Consider the following 16,779-nt stretch of genomic DNA (forward strand, 5'->3'; position numbering starts at 1 on the left):
TGTCGTACTCGTCCGGCGAGAACACGGGGCCGATGTAAGTGTCTTTTCGTTGGGCGAACGACGACGGGACCGCTCTCGTCCGCGGCGATACTCTCACTCGTCGGCGACACCGCTCGCCCGAAAGACGGTGACGCCGTCGTTCTCGTGGACGCGCGCCCAGCCGTCGGCGGCCGCGAACGAGCGGTCGAGGGTGCCGAAGTCGACGAACGTCGTCCCGCGGACGGTGTAGCGGCCCTTCGGGACGACGACGTAGTCGGGGTCGGCGTCGACGGTCGCGACCGCCGACGCGACGCAGTCGGCGGTCCTGCAGATCGAGGCGGCCCGGAACGCGGCGAGGTGGCGGTCGTAGGCGGTCGAACTCGCCCACTCGACGCCCCACGGGCCGACGGCGATCGACCGCCCCGACAGCGCGGGGAACCACTCGGCGGCGTCGCCGAGGACGAGGAACCGTGCGTCGGCGGCGGTCTCGGCGGCCGCCCACTCGGCGGTCGCGACAGACTCGTCGTCGAGGAACGAGGGGGTCGTCGGGTCGGTCGTCGACGTGGTCTCCGCGGCCAGCGCCGTCCCGCCGGCGACGGTCGCCAGGAGGACGAGCGCCGCGGCGGCGGCGGCGCGGCGCTCGGGCGACGCGAGCGCGCTGCCCTCCCGTCGAGCGAGGCGGGCGGCGACGCCGAGACCGACGACCGCCGCGGCCAGCGCGGCGACGGCGTAGGCGAACCGGACCTGGAAGAACAGCAGCGTCGCCACGACGACCCAGGCCGCCACCGTCGCGTCCCGCCGGAGCGCCAGCGTCGCGGCGGCGACCGACAGCGGGAGAAGTCTGACCCACGAGGGACCGGCGAGCAGGGCGTCGAGCCCGCCGCCGAGGCCGCCGTGAGTCCCGGCGGCTGCGGTGAACACGCCGGGGCCGTGGGTCGCGACCACCCAGCCGAGCCAGGGGCTCGCCAGCGCGAGCGCGCCGCTGCCGACGGCCAGCCCGCGCGCGAGTCCTCCGACCGAGCGGTCGAGGCCGCCCCAGAGGACGAGGTAGCTCGCGACGACGAACAGCGCGTAGGTCGGGTGAGTGAGGCCGGTCAGCGCGACCGCGACCGCACCCCCCACCACTGCTCGCCGACCGCCGCCGCTGAAGACGTGATAGCCGGCGTATATCGCGGTCAGGGCGTACAGGAAGGCGAACCCGCGGACGACGCCGCCGGCGGAGACGTGCCACTCGACGACCTGCGGGTTCAGCGCGACCATCGCGGCCGTCGCGGTCCCGGCCGGGCGCGACCCGGTGTAGTCGCGGCCGAGCAGGTACGCCGGGAGCAGGCCAGCGACGACGGCGACGGAGGGCAGAAATCGGGTGACGGCCACGGGGTCGAACCCCAGATCGAGGAGTGCGGCGAAGACGTAGAACTGCAGCGGCGGGTACGCGAAGGGGACGGTGACGGCGTAGCCGTCGACCGTCGCGGGCGGCGCGTAGCCGTTGGCGGCGATCGCGGCGGCGATCTGCGCGTACAGCCCGCCGCCGTAGGCGGGGTAGGGGTTCGTCGCCAGGTAGACGCCGACGGCGACGACCCCCGGGACGAGCGCCAGGCCGAGCCAGCCCGCGTCGCGCCCGTCGAGCGGCGCTGCGCGTCGCAGTCGGGCGGCCAGTGCGAGCGAGCGGTCGCGGCCGACGGCGTCGGTCGCCGTCATTCTCGCTCGACTCGGAGCGGGTTCCGAACTCCGACGGACACGTTCGACCAGCGGTACTCCAGCCGAATCCAGAGCGGAACGGCGACGAGGAGCGCGACGACGGCGACCCCTTCGAGCGGGCCGACCCAGCGCGGGAAGGCGTAGGCGATGCCGTTGGCGATCGACGGCGGCAGCGACGCCAGCACGCTGCCCGAGACCGAGCGGTCCGCCGCGGTCGGCTCGCGGTCCGGCAGGTCGAGCGCGGCCGCGCTCTCCCCGCCCGCGCTCTCCTCGCCGGTCCCCAGCCGCTCGGCCTCGTAGGGGAACCCGATGGTGGCGCTCCACACCACTTCGCCCGTGCGGTCGACCTCCAGCACGCGGTCGCCGTTCGAATCGGTGACGAGCGTGTGGCCGTTGGGCAGGCGGTCGGCATCTCGCGGCCAGCCCAGACGGGCGTCGCTCCAGGTCCACGACCGGTTCCAGCTCCCGTCCTCGCGCTGGTACTCGACGACCCGACCGTTCTCGGAGTCGGCGACCAGCAGCGCCGGTCCGCCCCGCTCGGGCGGGATGTAGTCGGGGTTGTGCTGCTCGTAGAGGGTGTCGTGGTCGCCGTCCTCGCCGAGCGTCCAGTTCTCCATCAGTCCGCGCTCGAAGTCCACGAAGGCGACCTGGTCGTGGTTGCGGAGGCTGACCATCGCGGCGTCGCGGCCCTCGATCTCGACGTGTTCCACGTCGTTGAGGTGGGTCCAGTCGGCGGGGAAGGGGCCGCCGCTGTGGACGTCGAAGGCGGCCTGAGCGCCCCACTCCCAGGTGATCAGGTCGGTGGTCGTGTTGACGACGAAGACGCGGTCGCGGTCGATGTCGGCGACGAGCAGGCGGTGGTCGTCGATCCGGTCGACGTCGTGCCACCGGGTCGAGTGCTTGCCGGGCGTGACGCGGCTGAACACGTCGGTCGACTCGCCGGTGGTGAGGTTGACGCGTTCGACGCCGTTTCGCGTGCAGACCGATCCGTCGCAGGCCTCGGGCGTGAGATGGTCGGCGTAGACGAACTCGACGGTCGAGTTCGTCCCGGCGACGGGGTCGACGTCCCAGTAGCGGGTGTGGTCGTTCTCGTGGTAGTAGATCCCTCCGTCGGCGGCGAAGGCCACGAGTTCGGCTTGCGCACGCGGGCCGTCGTTCTCGTCGGCGACGAAGGCGTTGGAGTCGGTCGCGACCACGGTCCGGCCGTCCCGCGGGTCGACGACCGGCGACAGGTCACCCGAGCGCAGCGCCTGTTCGACCGAGGGGTCGCCGACGACGCGGTCGCTCGACCGCTCGGCCTCGACGTACCCGACCGCGACGATCCCGCTCGCGAGGACGACGACGAGCGCCAGCGACACTCGGAGAGTCCGGCGGTCGAGCATGCCCGGGGTGACGGGGGCGACCCACTAAGAGCGATCCCCGGCGATACCGTGGTCGTGCCCCGCCGCCCGCCGCCCGTCGCGGAGTCCGGTGGACTCGTCGCTCGCAGGCCGAAGGGACTTGACCGTCGCCACCCAACCGACGGGGGAGATGGGGGAGTCATTCGAACCGGCTTCGAGCCGACGCCGTACCCTCCTCCGGTCGCTGGCCGTCGGGGGGAGCCTGGCGACCGTCGGGTGCATGCGCCGACTGCGCGCGGCGTCGGGCTGGGAGTCGGTGTCGCCGGTGTCGATCGGGATCGCGACGCTCCCGGCGGACGCCGACCCCTACGCGTTGCGGGTCGCCCAGTCGGTCGCCGGGTGGTTCCGCGCGGCGGGCCTGCGAGTGACCGTCACGCCAGTCGCGCCAGAGGAGCTGTACCGCCGGGTGCTCATCCGCAACGACTTCGACGCCTTCGTCGGCCGCGTCCCCGCTCGCCTCCGCGAGGCCGACGGGCTCTACGCGCTGTTGCACTCGCGTTTTGGCTCCGAGCCGGGCTGGCAGAACCCCTTCGGCTACGCGAACCTCGACGTCGACGAGCGGCTGACCGAAGCGCGGTCCGCCACCGGCGAGGCCCACAGAGAGGCGATCGCCGCCGTCCAGCGCACCGTCGCCCGGACGCAGCCGTTCGCGCTGGTCGCGTTCCCAGACGCCGTCAGGGCCGTCCGCGGCGACCGCTTCGCCGGGTGGACCCGCCGCGACTACCGGTCGCCGCTGGGCTATCTCGCGCTCGACGCGTCGCCGGCGCGGGGCGACCGGCCGGGCGACGCGGGCGCGACTACCGGACCGACCCCCGACGGGCCGGCGGCCACACCGACCGACCGACCGACCGTCGCGGACGACCGGGCGACCACTCGGGCCGCCCCGGCGACGCTTCGCGTCGTCGTCACCGACCGGCGGCCGACGGAGAACCTCAACCCCCTGGCCGCGGAGTTTCGGTGGAGCGGCGCCCTGACGGGGCTGCTGTACGACCGGCTGGGACGCGAGACGGGCGACGGACGGATCGAACCGTGGCTGGCCGACGGCTGGGAGTTCGAGACCGTCGACGGTCGCCCGCGAGCGCGCGTCCGCCTCCGCGACGACTGCTCGTGGCACGACGACGAACCGGTGACGGCCGCCGACGCGGCGTTCACCTACGCGCTGCTCGCCGACGTGACGCTCGGCCGGACCGACGAATCGACCGAGACGCCGACCGAGAGCGACGCGGCCGTGGCCGCCCCCCGCTTTCGCGGCCGGAGCAGCCTCGTCGCCGACGCCGAGGCGATCGATTCGCGGACGGTCGAGATCCGGTTCGTCGAGTGCACTGCCGAAGTCGCGACGCGCGCGCTCGCGGTTCCGGTGTTGCCCGAACACGTCTGGCGTGACCGGACCGGCCCGGCGTCGGTCGGCGGCGTCGATTTCGGCGCCGCCTCGGAGGCGCTCGTCACGAACAACGTCCCGCCCGTCGGCAGCGGCCCGTTCAGATTCGAGCGCAACGTCCCCGGCGACCGTCTCGTACTCGAACGCGACGACGACCACTTCCTCGCCGACGCCGCACCCGCCGAGCTACCGGGCGACGCGGGCGGACTCCCACCGTACGAACAGATCGACGTGACCGTCGTCGGCGCCGACGAGACGGCCGTCTCGATGGTCACGAACGGCGACGCCGACGTGACCGGCACCGCGGTCGGCGCCGACACCATCCCACGGATCGGCCGGGCGGACGGCGTCGACCTGGTCGTCGGTCGGTCGCCCTCACCGTACGTCGTCGGCTACAACGCCCGCCGGCCGCCGCTGACGAACCCGCGGTTCCGGAACACGCTCGGCCACCTCGTGGACCGCCGGGTGCTGGTCGAGGACGTGTTCGACGGGTACGCCTGGCCCGCGGCGAGCCCGCTTTCCGGGACCGGCTCGGTCCCCCAGGACCTCCGGTTCGGGGACGACCATCCCGTGACGCCCTTTCTCGGCTCGGACGGCACCCTCGACGCCGCCGCCGCGCGGGCGACGTTCCGTGAGGCCGGCTACGAGTACGACGACGGCACCCTCGTGGAGCGCGACTGATGGGGCTCGCGACCGTCCTCGCCCAGCTGGCCACCGTCGTCGTCGCACTCCACCTCCTCGGACTGGCGGCGGTCGTCGGCCGTGACGGGCTGGCTGGCGCCCCGAGCCGGATTCAGGCGAACCTCCGGCGAGTCGCGCCCACGCTCGGCCTGCTCGTCGTCGTCCTCGCCGTCAACGGTATCGTTCGCGACGTGGGCGTCGAGATCTCGTGGCTCATCGGCGTCAACGTCACCGGCGCCATCCACGCGATCGAGGGGGGGTTCGTCGCCCGCCTCCAGTCGGTCGCCGCTCCGCCGCTGACCGCCTACTTCGGCGCCGTCTACGTCTTCGGCTACGCCTTCCTCGTCACGTTCCCGGTCGTCGTATACCTCGCCTGCGAGGACGACCGCCCGGTCCGGACGCTGCTTGTCGCCTACGCGGTCAACTACGCGCTCGGACTCGTCTGTTACGTCTGCTTCATCTCCTACGGCCCCCGGAACGTCACGCCCCAGGCGGTCGAGTCGCTGTTGTACACGAACTGGCCCCAGGCGCAGCTGCTGACCGGCCGGGTCAACCGGAACACGAACGTCTTCCCGTCGCTGCACGCCTCCCTGTCCGTGACGGTCGCGCTCGTCGCCCGCCGCTATCGCGATATCTTCCCCCGTTGGTACCCCGTCGCCGCCGCCCTCGCGGTCTCGATCGCCGTCTCGACGATGTATCTCGGCATCCACTGGGCGACCGACGTGGTCGCCGGCGGGGCGCTCGCCGCGGTCGCGGTCGCGGTCGGCGCCACCGTCGCCGAGGCAGCCGACGAGTCCCAGCCGGCACCAGGCGACCCGTCCGCGGGGTGGACCGACCGCGTCGTCGCGTGGATCCGGCGGTGACCCGCCGTGTCGCCCGCTCCTACCGCCGGGCCCGCCACCGGGTACTACCGCCCCGCGGTCAGAGCGTCACCACGATCGGGACCGGCGTGAAACACAGCGCGCCGAGCACGAGCGCGAGCGCCCCGACGGCCTGCCGCCGGCGGTCGACGGGCCGATCGTCCAGCGGCGTCGCGGTTCCGGCGCGACCGAGGACGAGCGTCAACAGGCCCCAGAGGACCCAGATGCCGACCGCCTGCCCGTCGGCGAACACCAGCAGCGCCGCCGCGAGTCCGAACAGCGCGAGCGGCAGGACGTACCGCAGCGCCGCGACGCGCTCGCCGACGAGCGCACGGGAGACGTGCGCGCCGTCGAGCTGTCCGACCGGCAGGAGGTTGAGGAACGTGACGAACGCGCCCACCCACCCACCGATCAGGACGGGGTTGACCGCCAGGCCGGGGTCGCCGTAGCGTAGCGGCTCGCCCAGCACCGCCGCGACGGCCTGGATCAACGGCGGGTAGCCCAGCTCGTACTGCGTCGCGTAAGCCAGCCCGCCCGCCCCGCTCACGTCGATCGGCGGCAACGAGACGCCGATCGCGGTCACGGCGACGGTCGCGACCAGCCCCGCCAGCGGGCCGGCGACGCCGATATCGAACAGCGCCTCCCGGTCGGGGATGTGGTCGCGCATCCGGATAACCGCGCCCAGAGTCCCGAGCGCGGTCGGTACCGGGATGAAGTAGGGCAGCGACGCCTCCACGTCGTGGTACCGCGAGGCGAGGTAGTGGCCGAACTCGTGGACCGCTAGCACCGAGAGGACGGCCGCCGCGAACGGCCACGCCGACAGCAGCCGCCCCGGCGCCGTTCCCAGGCCGTAGCCGTACCACCCCGTCCCCGCGAACAGCGTCGTCGCGAGCGTCGCGACGAACAGGGCGACGTTCGTCCACGGGACCCCCTCGACCGCCGTCGAGCGCTCCGTGGCGACGAGGACGTGTTCACCGGTCTCGCGGGCCAGCCGCACGCGGTAGCCCCGTTCGCGAAAGCGCCGCGCGAGCCGCTGTTCGACCGCCTCGCGCCCACCGTCCAGTTCGCCGTAGTAGCGCGCGCCGTCGTCGGTAGCCTCCACCTCGTACACGTCGAAGGACTCGCCGAGCGACCCCGGCTCGGGCAGGTCCGGCGACGGCGACGTGGGTGCGGACATCACCCTGCCTATGGACGGGATCCGCAAATACCTGACCACGCCGTGGGCGACGGCGTTTCCGCCGACCACGCGCCCGGTCGGGCCGTTCATGCCGGTCCGGCCCGTAGCGTCGCCGATGGCACGCCCACCGACACCGGACGCCGAGCCGGTCCTCGCCGATCTCGCCGACCGCGGCTACGAGACGACCCGGCTCGCGGGCACCGACCAGCCGGCGGCGGTCGCGACCGGCGGCGACCCGCCGGGCGCGGTGACCGACCGCCCGTTCTCGGTCGAGCCGCTCGCCGTCGCGACGCCGCTGGAGGTCGTCGCGAGGCTGGCCGCGGCCGCCACCGAGCGGCGCGCGACGCTGTTCGTCGCCGACCCCGAGACCGCGGCCGACGCCCGCGAGATACTGACCGAACCGTTCCTGCGTCGCCCCGACGCCGAGGAGTGCCGAGCGTTCTACTCGATCCCCGACCGCATCCGTCTGACCGACGGGACGCTCGCCGCCGCGCCCGCCGACGGCCCGCTTTGCTGGCGCGAGGAGCCCGCCACCCCCGGGGTCACCGGCGACGGCGGCGACGCTCCTCGCCTCCTGCTCGAAGCCGACGGCGACCTCCTCGCCGCGCTCCCGTCGGTCGACGGACTGGCCTGTCCCGGTCCCGACCCCGACGCCTTCCCGTATCGCTACGCGCGCGGAACCGACAGACGGATCCACGTCTCCGACCGCGACGGCGAGATCGGGAGTCTATCGAGTATCACCGCGATGAAATCCGACGGCTACCGTCCCGTCCCGCTTCCGCTCGTCCCCGAACACCACATCCGCGAGAACGCCTACCTCGCCCGCCGGTGGGCGATCGCCGTCGTCGACGACGGTGACGTGTCCTACCGCACCGCCTGATCGTCTCCGCCCCGAAAAGAGAGGTGAAAAGTGCGACTCGCTCGGCTCGACGCGGGGAACCGGCGGCCCCGTCGTCGGACACCGAACCTCGGCCTACCGCTCCTCGGAGTCGAGAACGCGGATCTGGTCGCCGCGGACCGTCACGGGGATCGGGACGGTCGCCTCGTACAGTTCGACGGTGACCTGGTCTTTGCCCTCGTCGATGCGCTGTACCTGGGCCTTCTCGCCCTTGAACGGGCCGGCGATGAGCTCGACGATGTCCCCCTCGGCGATACCCTCGACGTCGGGCTTGGGCGAGAGGAAGTGTTCGACCTCGGCGATGCCGGACTTGCCGGGGACGACGCCGCGCATGTGCGGAATCTCGTCGGAGATGCGCTCGAAGACCGCGGACTCGTCGGCCTCGACCATGACGTAGGAGGTCAGCGAGTCCGGCGCGAGCGCGGCGTGGATCGACTCCTCCTCGCGGTTCATGATCATATCGGCGACGGTGCGCTCCTGGCTGGCCGTGGTCTTGACGGCGAAGATACCCATCTCAGGGCACCCCACCCGGGACGAAGTTCATGATCACGAAGATCAGAAAGCCGAGGATGCCGACGAGGATGATGCCGGCCCCGGCGATCTTCGCGACTTGGGAGAACTCTTCCCACGACGGCGTGCTGGCCAGCTTCAGCACGCGGACGTAGGAGCTCAGGTCGTAGGGAACGTTCATGACCGGCAGTTGCTCCCGCGGGCTCTTCTATCTATTGATGCCGCTCGGCTCGGGCGCGGGATCCGTCGCAACCCCGGGCCGGGCTCCCAGAACCGTTTTACGCGACAGCGGTAACCAAGCGGGTATGAACACGTGGCAGCGCCGGTCGGTCATCTACACCGGCGTGCTCGCCCTCTCGATGTACGCCTTTACGGTCGTCTACCAGTACGGGATGGCGACCTTCGAGGGCGACCCCAAGACGTTCCTGGAGTCGTTCCAGTTCGTCGTCGAGACGTTCACGACGACCGGCTACGGCTCCCAGGCGGGCTGGGACGCGGCGGCGATGCTCGTGCTCGTGATCGTCATGGACATCACGGGGACGGTCATGATATTCCTCGCGCTGCCGGTGGTCGCGTTTCCCGCCTTCGAGGAGGCGCTGTCGACCACCGTGCCCACGGCGGTCCAGAACGGCCACGAGGACCACGTCATCGTCGCCACCTACACCCCCCGCGTCGAGACGCTCATCGGCGAACTCGACTCCCGCGGCGTGGACTGGGTGATCGTCGAACCGGACCGCGACCGCGCCACCGACCTCTACGAGGAGGGCTACGACGTGATCCACAGCGACCCCGACTCCGCCGACGGCCTCCGCGCCGCGAACCTCTCGGCGGCCCACGCCCTCGTCGCCGACGTGTCCGACCAGGTCGACGCCAGTATCGTCCTCACCGCCAAGGAGATCGACGAGTCGGTACGCATCGTCAGCGTCGTCGAGGAACCCGACCGCTCGCGCTACCACGAACTCGCCGGCGCCGACGCGGTGCTCTCCCCGCGCCCGCTGCTGGGCGAGAGCCTCGCCCGGAAGGTCTCCGCCAGCGTCTCGACGGATCTGGGTAGCAAGGTCGAGGTCGGTGAGGACTTCGATATCGTCGAACTCCCCGTCCACAGGGGCGCCGAAGTGGCCGGGCGCACGCTCGCCGAGAGCGGCCTCCGCGAACAGGCCGGCGTCAACGTCATCGGCGCCTGGTTCGACGGCGAGTTCGAGAGCCCGCCCCCGCCCGACTCGGTCATCGAGCCCGGGACGGTCCTGCTGATGACCGGCCGCGACGACCGGCTGGCAGCGCTCGCCGACCGCACCCGCTCGGAGGTGCGCCGGCACACCTCCGGCGAGACCGTCGTCGTCGGCCACGGCGAGGTCGGCCAGACCGTCACGGAGATCCTCGACGACGTGGACCTCCCCTACACCGTCGTCGACAAGGAGGACGGCCCGGGCGTCGACGTGGTCGGCGACGCGACCGACCCCGCGGTGCTCGAACGTGCCGGCCTCCGTGACGCCCGGTCGGTCATCCTCGCGATCCCCGACGACACCGCCGCGGAGTTCGCCACCCTCGTCGTCCGCGACGAGAGCGGGCAGGTCGAGATCGTCGCCCGCGCCGAGGAGGCCGAAGCCGTCCAGAAGATGTACCGCGCCGGCGCCGACTACGTCCTCGCGCTCGGGACCGTGACGGGACGGATGGTCGCCTCGGCCGTCCTCGAAGAGGAGGACGTGATCTCCCTGGACACGCAGGTCGAAGTCGTCCGCACCCGCGCGCCCGGCCTCGTCGGGACCTCCCTGGGCGACGCCGACGTGCGCGCCCGCACCGGCGTCACCGTCGTCGCCGTCGAGCGCGACGGCGAGGTCGTGACGGATCTGGGTCCGGACTTTCGCGCCCAGTCGGGCGACGAACTCATCGTCGCCGGCCCCGACGAGGCGACCAATCGGTTCACCGAAGTGTTCGGGTGAGCGGTCAGCGGCGGGCGTCGCCGCGGCGGGCCGCCAGCAGCACTGCACCGACGAGTCCCAGCAGTGTCGCGACCGCGCCGAAGCCGGGGCCGTCGCCGCTCGTCGCGGTCCGGCGGGCGGTGCTCGACGGGTCCGCGGTCGACTGCGGCGTCGGCGTTATCCCGTCGTCGATGTGGACGGTGACCGTCGACGGCGGCGGCGCGGTCGAGGGCTCGTGCGGCGTCGGACTCTGCGTGGTCGTCGGAGCGGGGGTCGTGGTCGGCGTGTCGGTCGGCGCGAGCACGGGGTCGACGTACCCTCGATACCCTTCCCCTTCTTCCCAGGAGTTCAGCGGGCCGAGTTGCGTTCCGTTCGACCGGACGCGGATGTCGAAGGTGGTCCTCGGCGCGGCCCCTCGGAGGTCGAACTCGGCGCGGAATCGGTAGCGCGCTCCCGCCTCGTTCTCGGGTGGACGCTCCCGCGTGACCCGAACCGTCTCGGTGACCGGGAACGGGTCCCCGGCGCCGTCCGATAGCGTGACCGTCACCGTCGACCCCGGCGCGAGGTTCGTCCACCCGGCGATCCCCTGGTTCGGTGCCGGCGCGAGCGGAACCGTCCCGCCTTCCTCCATCGGGAACGTGACGGTCGCGTCGGGTTGGAAGATTCTGATCTCCCCCGTCCGACCGCCTTCGGAGATGTCGCCCGGGTTCAGCCGGTGTTCACCGACGACGAGTCGGGGGACGTAGTCGGTCCCATCGACAAGAAAGGACTCGTCGAACGACCACTCGTCGACCTCGTGGTCGTGACTGGACCCCCACGGGAGCGCCGTCAGGTCGGCTGCGGCGTAGTAGGTGTCGTTGTCGGGGTCGGCGACGACCGTCGTCGTGTTCGCCCAGTCGAGCGAGAGGTGCTGGCGCGGACGCGAGGGACCAGGCATCCGCTCGCTCAACAGGAGCGACGCGTTCGACCCCGCGAGCAGCCGCCGGAAGCGAGCCTCGTCGGTCGCCCCCGACTCGTTCGCGACCGCACCGGCGACGCCGGGCACGGTCAGCCGCAGGACGAGGGTGTCGCTCAGGGCGACTTCGTTCGTCCGAGTAAGCCACCCGCGTTCCCGCGCTCGCTCGATCGCCGCCAGCGAGTCGAGGTGCTCGCGTGACCCGTTCGGCGCGACCATGACCGTGGCGTTGCCGAGGCCGGGTTCGGTCAGTGTGAGTCCCGCGGTATCGGCCGGCTCGCCGGTCCCGTTCGCGTACGCCGCGAGGCGGTACGACCCCGGCGGCAGTCGACCGGTGGCCTCGCCCTCGACCGACAGCCGGTCGCCCTCGCCGACGCCGTACACGTCGGTCACGGTCGCGTCTGGCCCGGCCAGGTAAGAGTTCAGCGCGAGCGCGATCCGGCCGTCACCGTCGGCATCGGTGAGATTCAGGCGGCGCTCGCCGCCCGCGCCGTCCACGACGACGGCGACCGACTCGCCGCTCGGAACCGAGAGCGCGAACCGCGCCACGTCGCCGGCGGCCTGTTCGACCGCGTCCTCCTCGATGGTGACGTGTGAGTCGACGGAACCGGAAACCACTGCAGCGAACGCGCCGGCCGAGACCGCGAGGAGGACGGCAATACCGACGACTGCGACGCGGCCGTCGGACGGGCGATCGACCGTCATCGATCGGTCCTCCGGTTCCGTCCGACCGCGAGCAGTCCGGCGACCAGTAGCCCCGCGAGTGTCGGCGCGGCGCCGAACCCGGGCCCGTCGCCGCTCGTGGTGGCCGCCGGTGCGTCCGTCGTCGCCGGGTCGGTCGCAGTCTGCGTCTCGGCGGTCGCCGTCGCGGTCGGCGTTGCCGTCGGGGCCGCCGACGTGGGCGTCGGCGAGCCGGTGGTCGTCGGCACGTCGGTCGGCGTCGCCGTGGCGGTCTCGGTCGGCGTCGCGGTCGACGCGGCGGTTCGCGAGACGGTCGCGCCGACCGCTCGCATCGAGTCGGCGTACGACCGGTCGGCTGACCGGAAGTAGTTCCCGTCGCCGTCGGAGTCGTGGGCGAGGTAGGCCCGGAGGCTTGCCTCGCCGGTCGAGGCCACCTCGCTGACGGTCACCCGCAGCCCCTCGTGCGTGCCGGGGTCGAGGTAGTCGGTACTGCCGACGACCGTGCCGTCGCTCGCCCGCTCGACGGCGACGAACCCGCCGTCGGGCAGAGTCGCGCGGTCGATCCGGATCGAGTCGTCGAGTATCGGGTCGGTGGAGAGATCTACCGCCGCACCCGAGGCGTCGATCGGCGCCCAGTACCGATCCAGTTCGTACTGGTCGCTGATGACTGTCCCGTTCGACGCGACGACCAGGCCGATTTCGGTTCCGGGCTCGACGCCGCTGAGGTTCAGCGCGGTCTCGAAGACGAACTCCGGGGGACCGTAGTCGTCGGAGTCGACCGTCCGGTCGGTGACTCTAGCGGTCACGTTCCGCGGCGTCTCGATGCCCGAGGCGTCGGTCACGCTGACGGTCACCGTCGACCCGGGGGCCAGCGTCGTGGTGCCGGCGACGGTCTGGTTCGACGTGGCGGCGAACCCGGGGGCGAGCACGCCGTCGGTATCGGCGCCGGAGAGCCATGCCTCGCGGCCGAGGACCTCGAAGCGCCCCGTCCGGTTCGGCTCGTCGACCGGCCCGGGATTCAGCCGGTGGTTCCCCTCGACGACGAGTCGCGGGACGAACTCCCCTCGGAGGTCGTCGATCCCCAGGCCGCCCGCGGCGTCGGAGACGGCCGTCAGGTCGGTCACGACGTAGTAGGTGTCGTTGGCGGGGTCAGCGACGACCGACTGGCCGCGCGACCCGTTCAGGAAGAAGAGATGGCGGGTCCCGTGAATGGTCTCGGGGCGCTGGACGAGCCGGAGCGACACGTTCTCACTCGCCAGCACCGACCGGAACCGCGCGCTGTCGGTGTCGCCGGTCGCGTTCGCCACCCGCTCGGCCATCCCGGGCAAGCGAAGTCGGAGCACCAGCGTGTCCCCGGCGGCGAGGACCGGCGACGGGGTTACCCATCCGGCCTCGCGGCCCCGTTCGACCGCCGCGACCGATGCGAGGCGGTCGACCGACCCACGGGGCGCGACCATGACCGTCGCGTTCGTCTCGTCCGAGACGGGTTGCGTCGCGACCGCGTCGCCGTCGAGTTGGTCGCTCGCTCCGTCGAGACTTCCGGTACCGAGCGCGGCGGCCGAACCGGCCGCCAGCGCCGCCGCGACCAGGGCGACTGCGGCGACGGTCGCGACCGCACCGTGGGAGGGCGAAGCTGTCATACTCTCCGATGATACTATCACGTTAAAAATGTTTTGTGGTGATCAAATACCGGACGAACGCTCACGCTCGCGAGAAGACAGAACGGAGAATCCCGAGCGGATTACTCGACGTAGTCGATGTCGTCGCCGAGTTCCTTGGAGGCGCGTTCCTGCTCGGCCTCCGATTTGCCGTAGATCTGGGGACTCTCGACGCCGGTGACGACGATCATCGTCTCCATCTTGCCCTCGAACTGGTTGTTGACGCTCGCGCCCCAGATGATGCGGGCGTCCGGGTCGATGCGGTCGTAGATCTCCTCGACGACGCCCTCGGCCTCCTCGATGGACATGTCGGGACCGCCGACGACGTTGACCAGCGCGGAGTTGGCGCCGTCGAACTCCACGTCGAGCAGCGGCGACCGGAGCGCCGAGCGGATGGAGTCCTGGGCCTTGTTCTCCGAATCGGACTCGCCGAGGCCGATCATGGCGACGCCGCCGTTCTCCATGATCGTGCGAACGTCGGCGAAGTCGACGTTGACGAGGCCGGGCTTGGTGATCAGCTCGGTCATGCCCTTGACCGAGCGCATCAGGACGCGGTCGCAGATCTTGAACGCGTCCTGCAGGGGCATCGACGGCGCGTAGTCGAGCAGGCGGTCGTTCGGCACGACGATGACGGTGTCCGAGACGGCGCGGAGCCGTTCGAGGCCGGCGTCGGCGTTGGCCCTCCGTCGCTCACCCTCGGCGGTGAAGGGAATGGTGACGATGGAGATGGTGAGCGCGCCCTGGTCCTGGGCGGCCTGGGCGACCACGGGGGCCGAGCCGGTGCCGGTGCCGCCGCCGAGGCCGGCGGTGACGAACACCATGTCCGAACCGTCGATGGACTGCTGGATGTCCTCGATGTTCTCCTGGGCGGCCTCCTCGCCGATCTTCGGGACCGAGCCCGCACCGCGACCGCCGGTGCGCTTGCGGCCGATGAGGATCTTCGTGTCGGCCTTGACCTCGTCGGCGAGGTGCTGGGCGTCCGTGTTGGCGGCGACGAGCTTCGCCCCGTGGATCCCCTCTTCCATCATCCGGCTGACGGTGTTCCCGCCGGCGCCCCCACAGCCGACGACGGTGATCTTCGTCTCCAGATCTTTGACGACGTCGGCGAGCTCCTCGTCGGACATCTGACCCGACGTGGACATCTCGTCTGTCCCCGTCGAACTCGCCGATTCTTGCCCCCCCTGCGGTTCCTGCTGGGCCGACTCCTCGCGCTCGGCCTCGGCCTCGTCGATCGCGTCGTCGATTATAGAGTCCATATTTTAAGTTTCCGTTGCTGGGCAACATTTATTAAGCTTCTCCCGCGCGTCAGACGCCTGACTGACGCGCGGTAGCACGTCCGTACTCTCCTCGTTTCCAGCGTAAGCGCCCCTTACTCCAACGAGTGGCCGTTCCGGTCGATCTCCAGGTGAAACGGTGCCACGGTCGGATACGCGCCGGGTACGTTTCGGATGCGTTCGAAGTCCGTATCGGATACGTACCGGATCGAAACGGGGCGCGGTCGCGAGCGGCGGCCCGCCGGCCGCCGAGAGAGGTCGTCGAGCCGCGGAGGCTCACTCCGTCGAGTCGCCGACGGGGAAGCGGTGTTCGCGCTCGACGTGGACGACCGAGGGGTCGATCTCGTCGCCGTCGACGGTGACGGGTTCGCCCTCGGCGAGGCGGCCGAGTTTCGGGCCGTCGGGGACGCCGAGCGTGCGGGCGCGGTCGGGGTCGAACGCCGACTCGCTGGCGACGACCACCCCGTCGGTCCGATCGACGGTCTCGTACTTCGCTTCGAGCACGGCCGCGAGGTCGTCGACGAGCGCCCGTCCATCGGGGTCGACGGCGAAGAACGACGCCGTGTCGGGGCCGGTGGCGCCCTCGACGAGCGCACGGCCCTCGGCGCGGGTCCCGCTCTCGCTCGTCTCGAAGGCGACCGTCGCCCGCTCGACCGCCGCGCGGGCGGCCTCGCCGTCGATCCCCTGCGCTTCGGCGAGGAGGTCGCCGGGGAGAGCGACGACTGCGAGGACGTCGTCCGCGTCCCCCTCGTGCCCGGTCGCGCGGTCGCCGAAGCGGACGCCCTCGTCGACGCTCCCAAGCCGATCCTCGGCGACCGCGACCAGATCCAGGGGGATACCGGTCGTCTCGCGGACCCACGTCTCGCTCACCGCGCGATAGCCCAGTTCGTCGACGACTCGCTCCAGGTCGGAACGGTCGCCCTCGACGACGGCGTAGTCGGCGGCGCTCGCCTCGAAGGCGCGGCTGATAACCTCGCGGTTCCGGTCGGGGTCGCCCATCGCGTCGAGCCCCCAGTCGGGTGCGACGTGGCCGACCGCCCAGTCCGTCTCGCCGATGATCCGCTCGAAACGAGGGGCGTAGTGGCCACCGCCCAACCCGACGAGCTGTCGGCGGGTGCCGTTCTCGCCGGGCGCGTCGGGGCCGGTGTCGGCGAGTGTGAGGATGGCACGGGCGACCGCCTCGGCGGCCGCTGGGTCCTCCCACTGCGGTTCGTCGCTGCCGACCTCGACGAACATCGAGGGGACGCCCACGTCGGTCGGCCCGTGGTGGGTGGCTTCCATGCCGACCTCGTAGCCGTCTGGGGCGTGCTCGCGCAGTGCCGCGAGGACCCGTCGGTGGGCGTTCGGACAGGCGCGGGCGAACGCGCCGGGTTCCCCGCCGTACTCGGCGGGGCCGACGTTGCCGGTGTGGTGGGCGGTCAGCAGCGGGCCGGTCTCGCCGGCGTGGCGGGAAGCGAAGACGAGCAGGTCGGGTTCGGTCCGCTCGTCGCCGCCGTCGACGCGACCGAAGGCGTCGGCGACGCCGTCGAGTTCGAGGTGCAAGTCGTCGAACTCGCGCAACTCGACGGTGTCGGTGCGATAGACGGTCCCGCCCCCGCTGGCGTCGGGCCGCGAGCTATCGGTGTGCTCCGTCCACTCGGTGATACCGCGCAGGCGCGCTCCGACGTGAGCCGAGGCCGAATCGGCGCGGGAGACGACGATAGCGAGCATC

At 71.8% G+C, this 16,779-nt stretch carries 13 protein-coding genes; 4 read left to right on the forward strand and 9 right to left on the reverse strand.

Annotated features, from left to right (window positions below):
- Positions 1-93: 93 nt before the first annotated feature.
- Together I7X12_RS11670 and I7X12_RS11675 are read right to left on the reverse strand one after the other, a co-directional pair.
- Positions 94-1,677: a glycosyltransferase family 39 protein gene (locus I7X12_RS11670; protein WP_198060256.1), complete on the reverse strand. Its 1,584-nt coding sequence runs from the start codon at positions 1,675-1,677 to the stop codon at positions 94-96.
- Positions 1,674-3,059, reverse strand: coding sequence for an arylsulfotransferase (asst) (locus tag I7X12_RS11675; RefSeq protein ID WP_198060257.1), 1,386 nt, complete (start codon positions 3,057-3,059; stop codon positions 1,674-1,676). The genes I7X12_RS11670 and I7X12_RS11675 overlap by 4 nt, the downstream gene beginning before the upstream one ends.
- Before the next feature lie 148 nt (positions 3,060-3,207).
- Here I7X12_RS11675 and I7X12_RS11680 point away from each other — a divergent pair, with 148 nt between their 5' ends.
- Entirely contained in the window at positions 3,208-5,136 is a 1,929-nt protein-coding gene (locus tag I7X12_RS11680) for an ABC transporter substrate-binding protein (protein WP_198060258.1), read from the forward strand.
- Positions 5,136-5,999 carry a phosphatase PAP2 family protein gene (locus I7X12_RS11685; protein ID WP_198060259.1) on the forward strand — a complete coding sequence of 288 codons (864 nt, stop codon included), beginning with the start codon at positions 5,136-5,138 and terminating at the stop codon, positions 5,997-5,999. Before I7X12_RS11680 ends, I7X12_RS11685 begins: the two co-directional genes overlap by 1 nt.
- 58 nt (positions 6,000-6,057) lie before the next feature.
- Here the strand turns inward: I7X12_RS11685 and I7X12_RS11690 are convergent, their stop codons facing one another.
- Entirely contained in the window at positions 6,058-7,173 is a 1,116-nt protein-coding gene (locus tag I7X12_RS11690; protein WP_198060260.1) for a site-2 protease family protein, read from the reverse strand.
- Between the two features lie 115 nt (positions 7,174-7,288).
- Between I7X12_RS11690 and I7X12_RS11695 the strand changes: the two genes are divergently transcribed.
- On the forward strand, positions 7,289-8,053 hold the full coding sequence (locus I7X12_RS11695) for a hypothetical protein (protein ID WP_198060261.1): 765 nt from the start codon (positions 7,289-7,291) through the stop codon (positions 8,051-8,053).
- Positions 8,054-8,146: 93 nt separating this feature from the next.
- Here the strand turns inward: I7X12_RS11695 and I7X12_RS11700 are convergent, their stop codons facing one another.
- Positions 8,147-8,584, reverse strand: a complete 438-nt coding sequence (locus I7X12_RS11700; protein ID WP_006882825.1) for a transcription elongation factor Spt5 — start codon at positions 8,582-8,584, stop codon at positions 8,147-8,149.
- 1 nt (position 8,585) lies between these two features.
- Entirely contained in the window at positions 8,586-8,762 is a 177-nt protein-coding gene (locus I7X12_RS11705; RefSeq protein WP_198060262.1) for a protein translocase SEC61 complex subunit gamma, read from the reverse strand.
- A 124-nt stretch (positions 8,763-8,886) separates the two neighbouring features.
- Between I7X12_RS11705 and I7X12_RS11710 the strand changes: the two genes are divergently transcribed.
- The gene (locus tag I7X12_RS11710) at positions 8,887-10,521 is read left to right on the forward strand and encodes a potassium channel family protein (protein WP_198060263.1); all 1,635 of its coding nucleotides are present in this window, start codon (positions 8,887-8,889) and stop codon (positions 10,519-10,521) included.
- Between the two features lie 4 nt (positions 10,522-10,525).
- Here I7X12_RS11710 and I7X12_RS11715 read toward each other — a convergent pair whose 3' ends face one another.
- The 4 genes from I7X12_RS11715 to I7X12_RS11730 all read right to left on the reverse strand — a co-directional run bounded on the left by I7X12_RS11715 (position 10,526) and on the right by I7X12_RS11730 (position 16,778).
- Positions 10,526-12,160 carry a PGF-CTERM sorting domain-containing protein gene (locus I7X12_RS11715; RefSeq protein WP_198060264.1) on the reverse strand — a complete coding sequence of 545 codons (1,635 nt, stop codon included), beginning with the start codon at positions 12,158-12,160 and terminating at the stop codon, positions 10,526-10,528.
- Positions 12,157-13,776: a DUF7282 domain-containing protein gene (locus tag I7X12_RS11720; protein WP_198060265.1), complete on the reverse strand. Its 1,620-nt coding sequence runs from the start codon at positions 13,774-13,776 to the stop codon at positions 12,157-12,159. The genes I7X12_RS11715 and I7X12_RS11720 overlap by 4 nt, the downstream gene beginning before the upstream one ends.
- A gap of 101 nt (positions 13,777-13,877) precedes the next feature.
- Complete coding sequence (gene ftsZ, locus I7X12_RS11725; protein ID WP_198060266.1) at positions 13,878-15,050, reverse strand: cell division protein FtsZ; 1,173 nt, start codon at positions 15,048-15,050, stop codon at positions 13,878-13,880.
- A 294-nt stretch (positions 15,051-15,344) separates the two neighbouring features.
- Positions 15,345-16,778, reverse strand: a complete 1,434-nt coding sequence (locus I7X12_RS11730) for a D-aminoacyl-tRNA deacylase (RefSeq protein WP_198060267.1) — start codon at positions 16,776-16,778, stop codon at positions 15,345-15,347.
- Position 16,779 lies beyond the last annotated feature (1 nt).

Origin of the sequence: Halosimplex litoreum (assembly GCF_016065055.1) — an archaeon.
In the GTDB taxonomy this organism is placed as follows: Archaea; Halobacteriota; Halobacteria; order Halobacteriales; family Haloarculaceae; genus Halosimplex; species Halosimplex litoreum.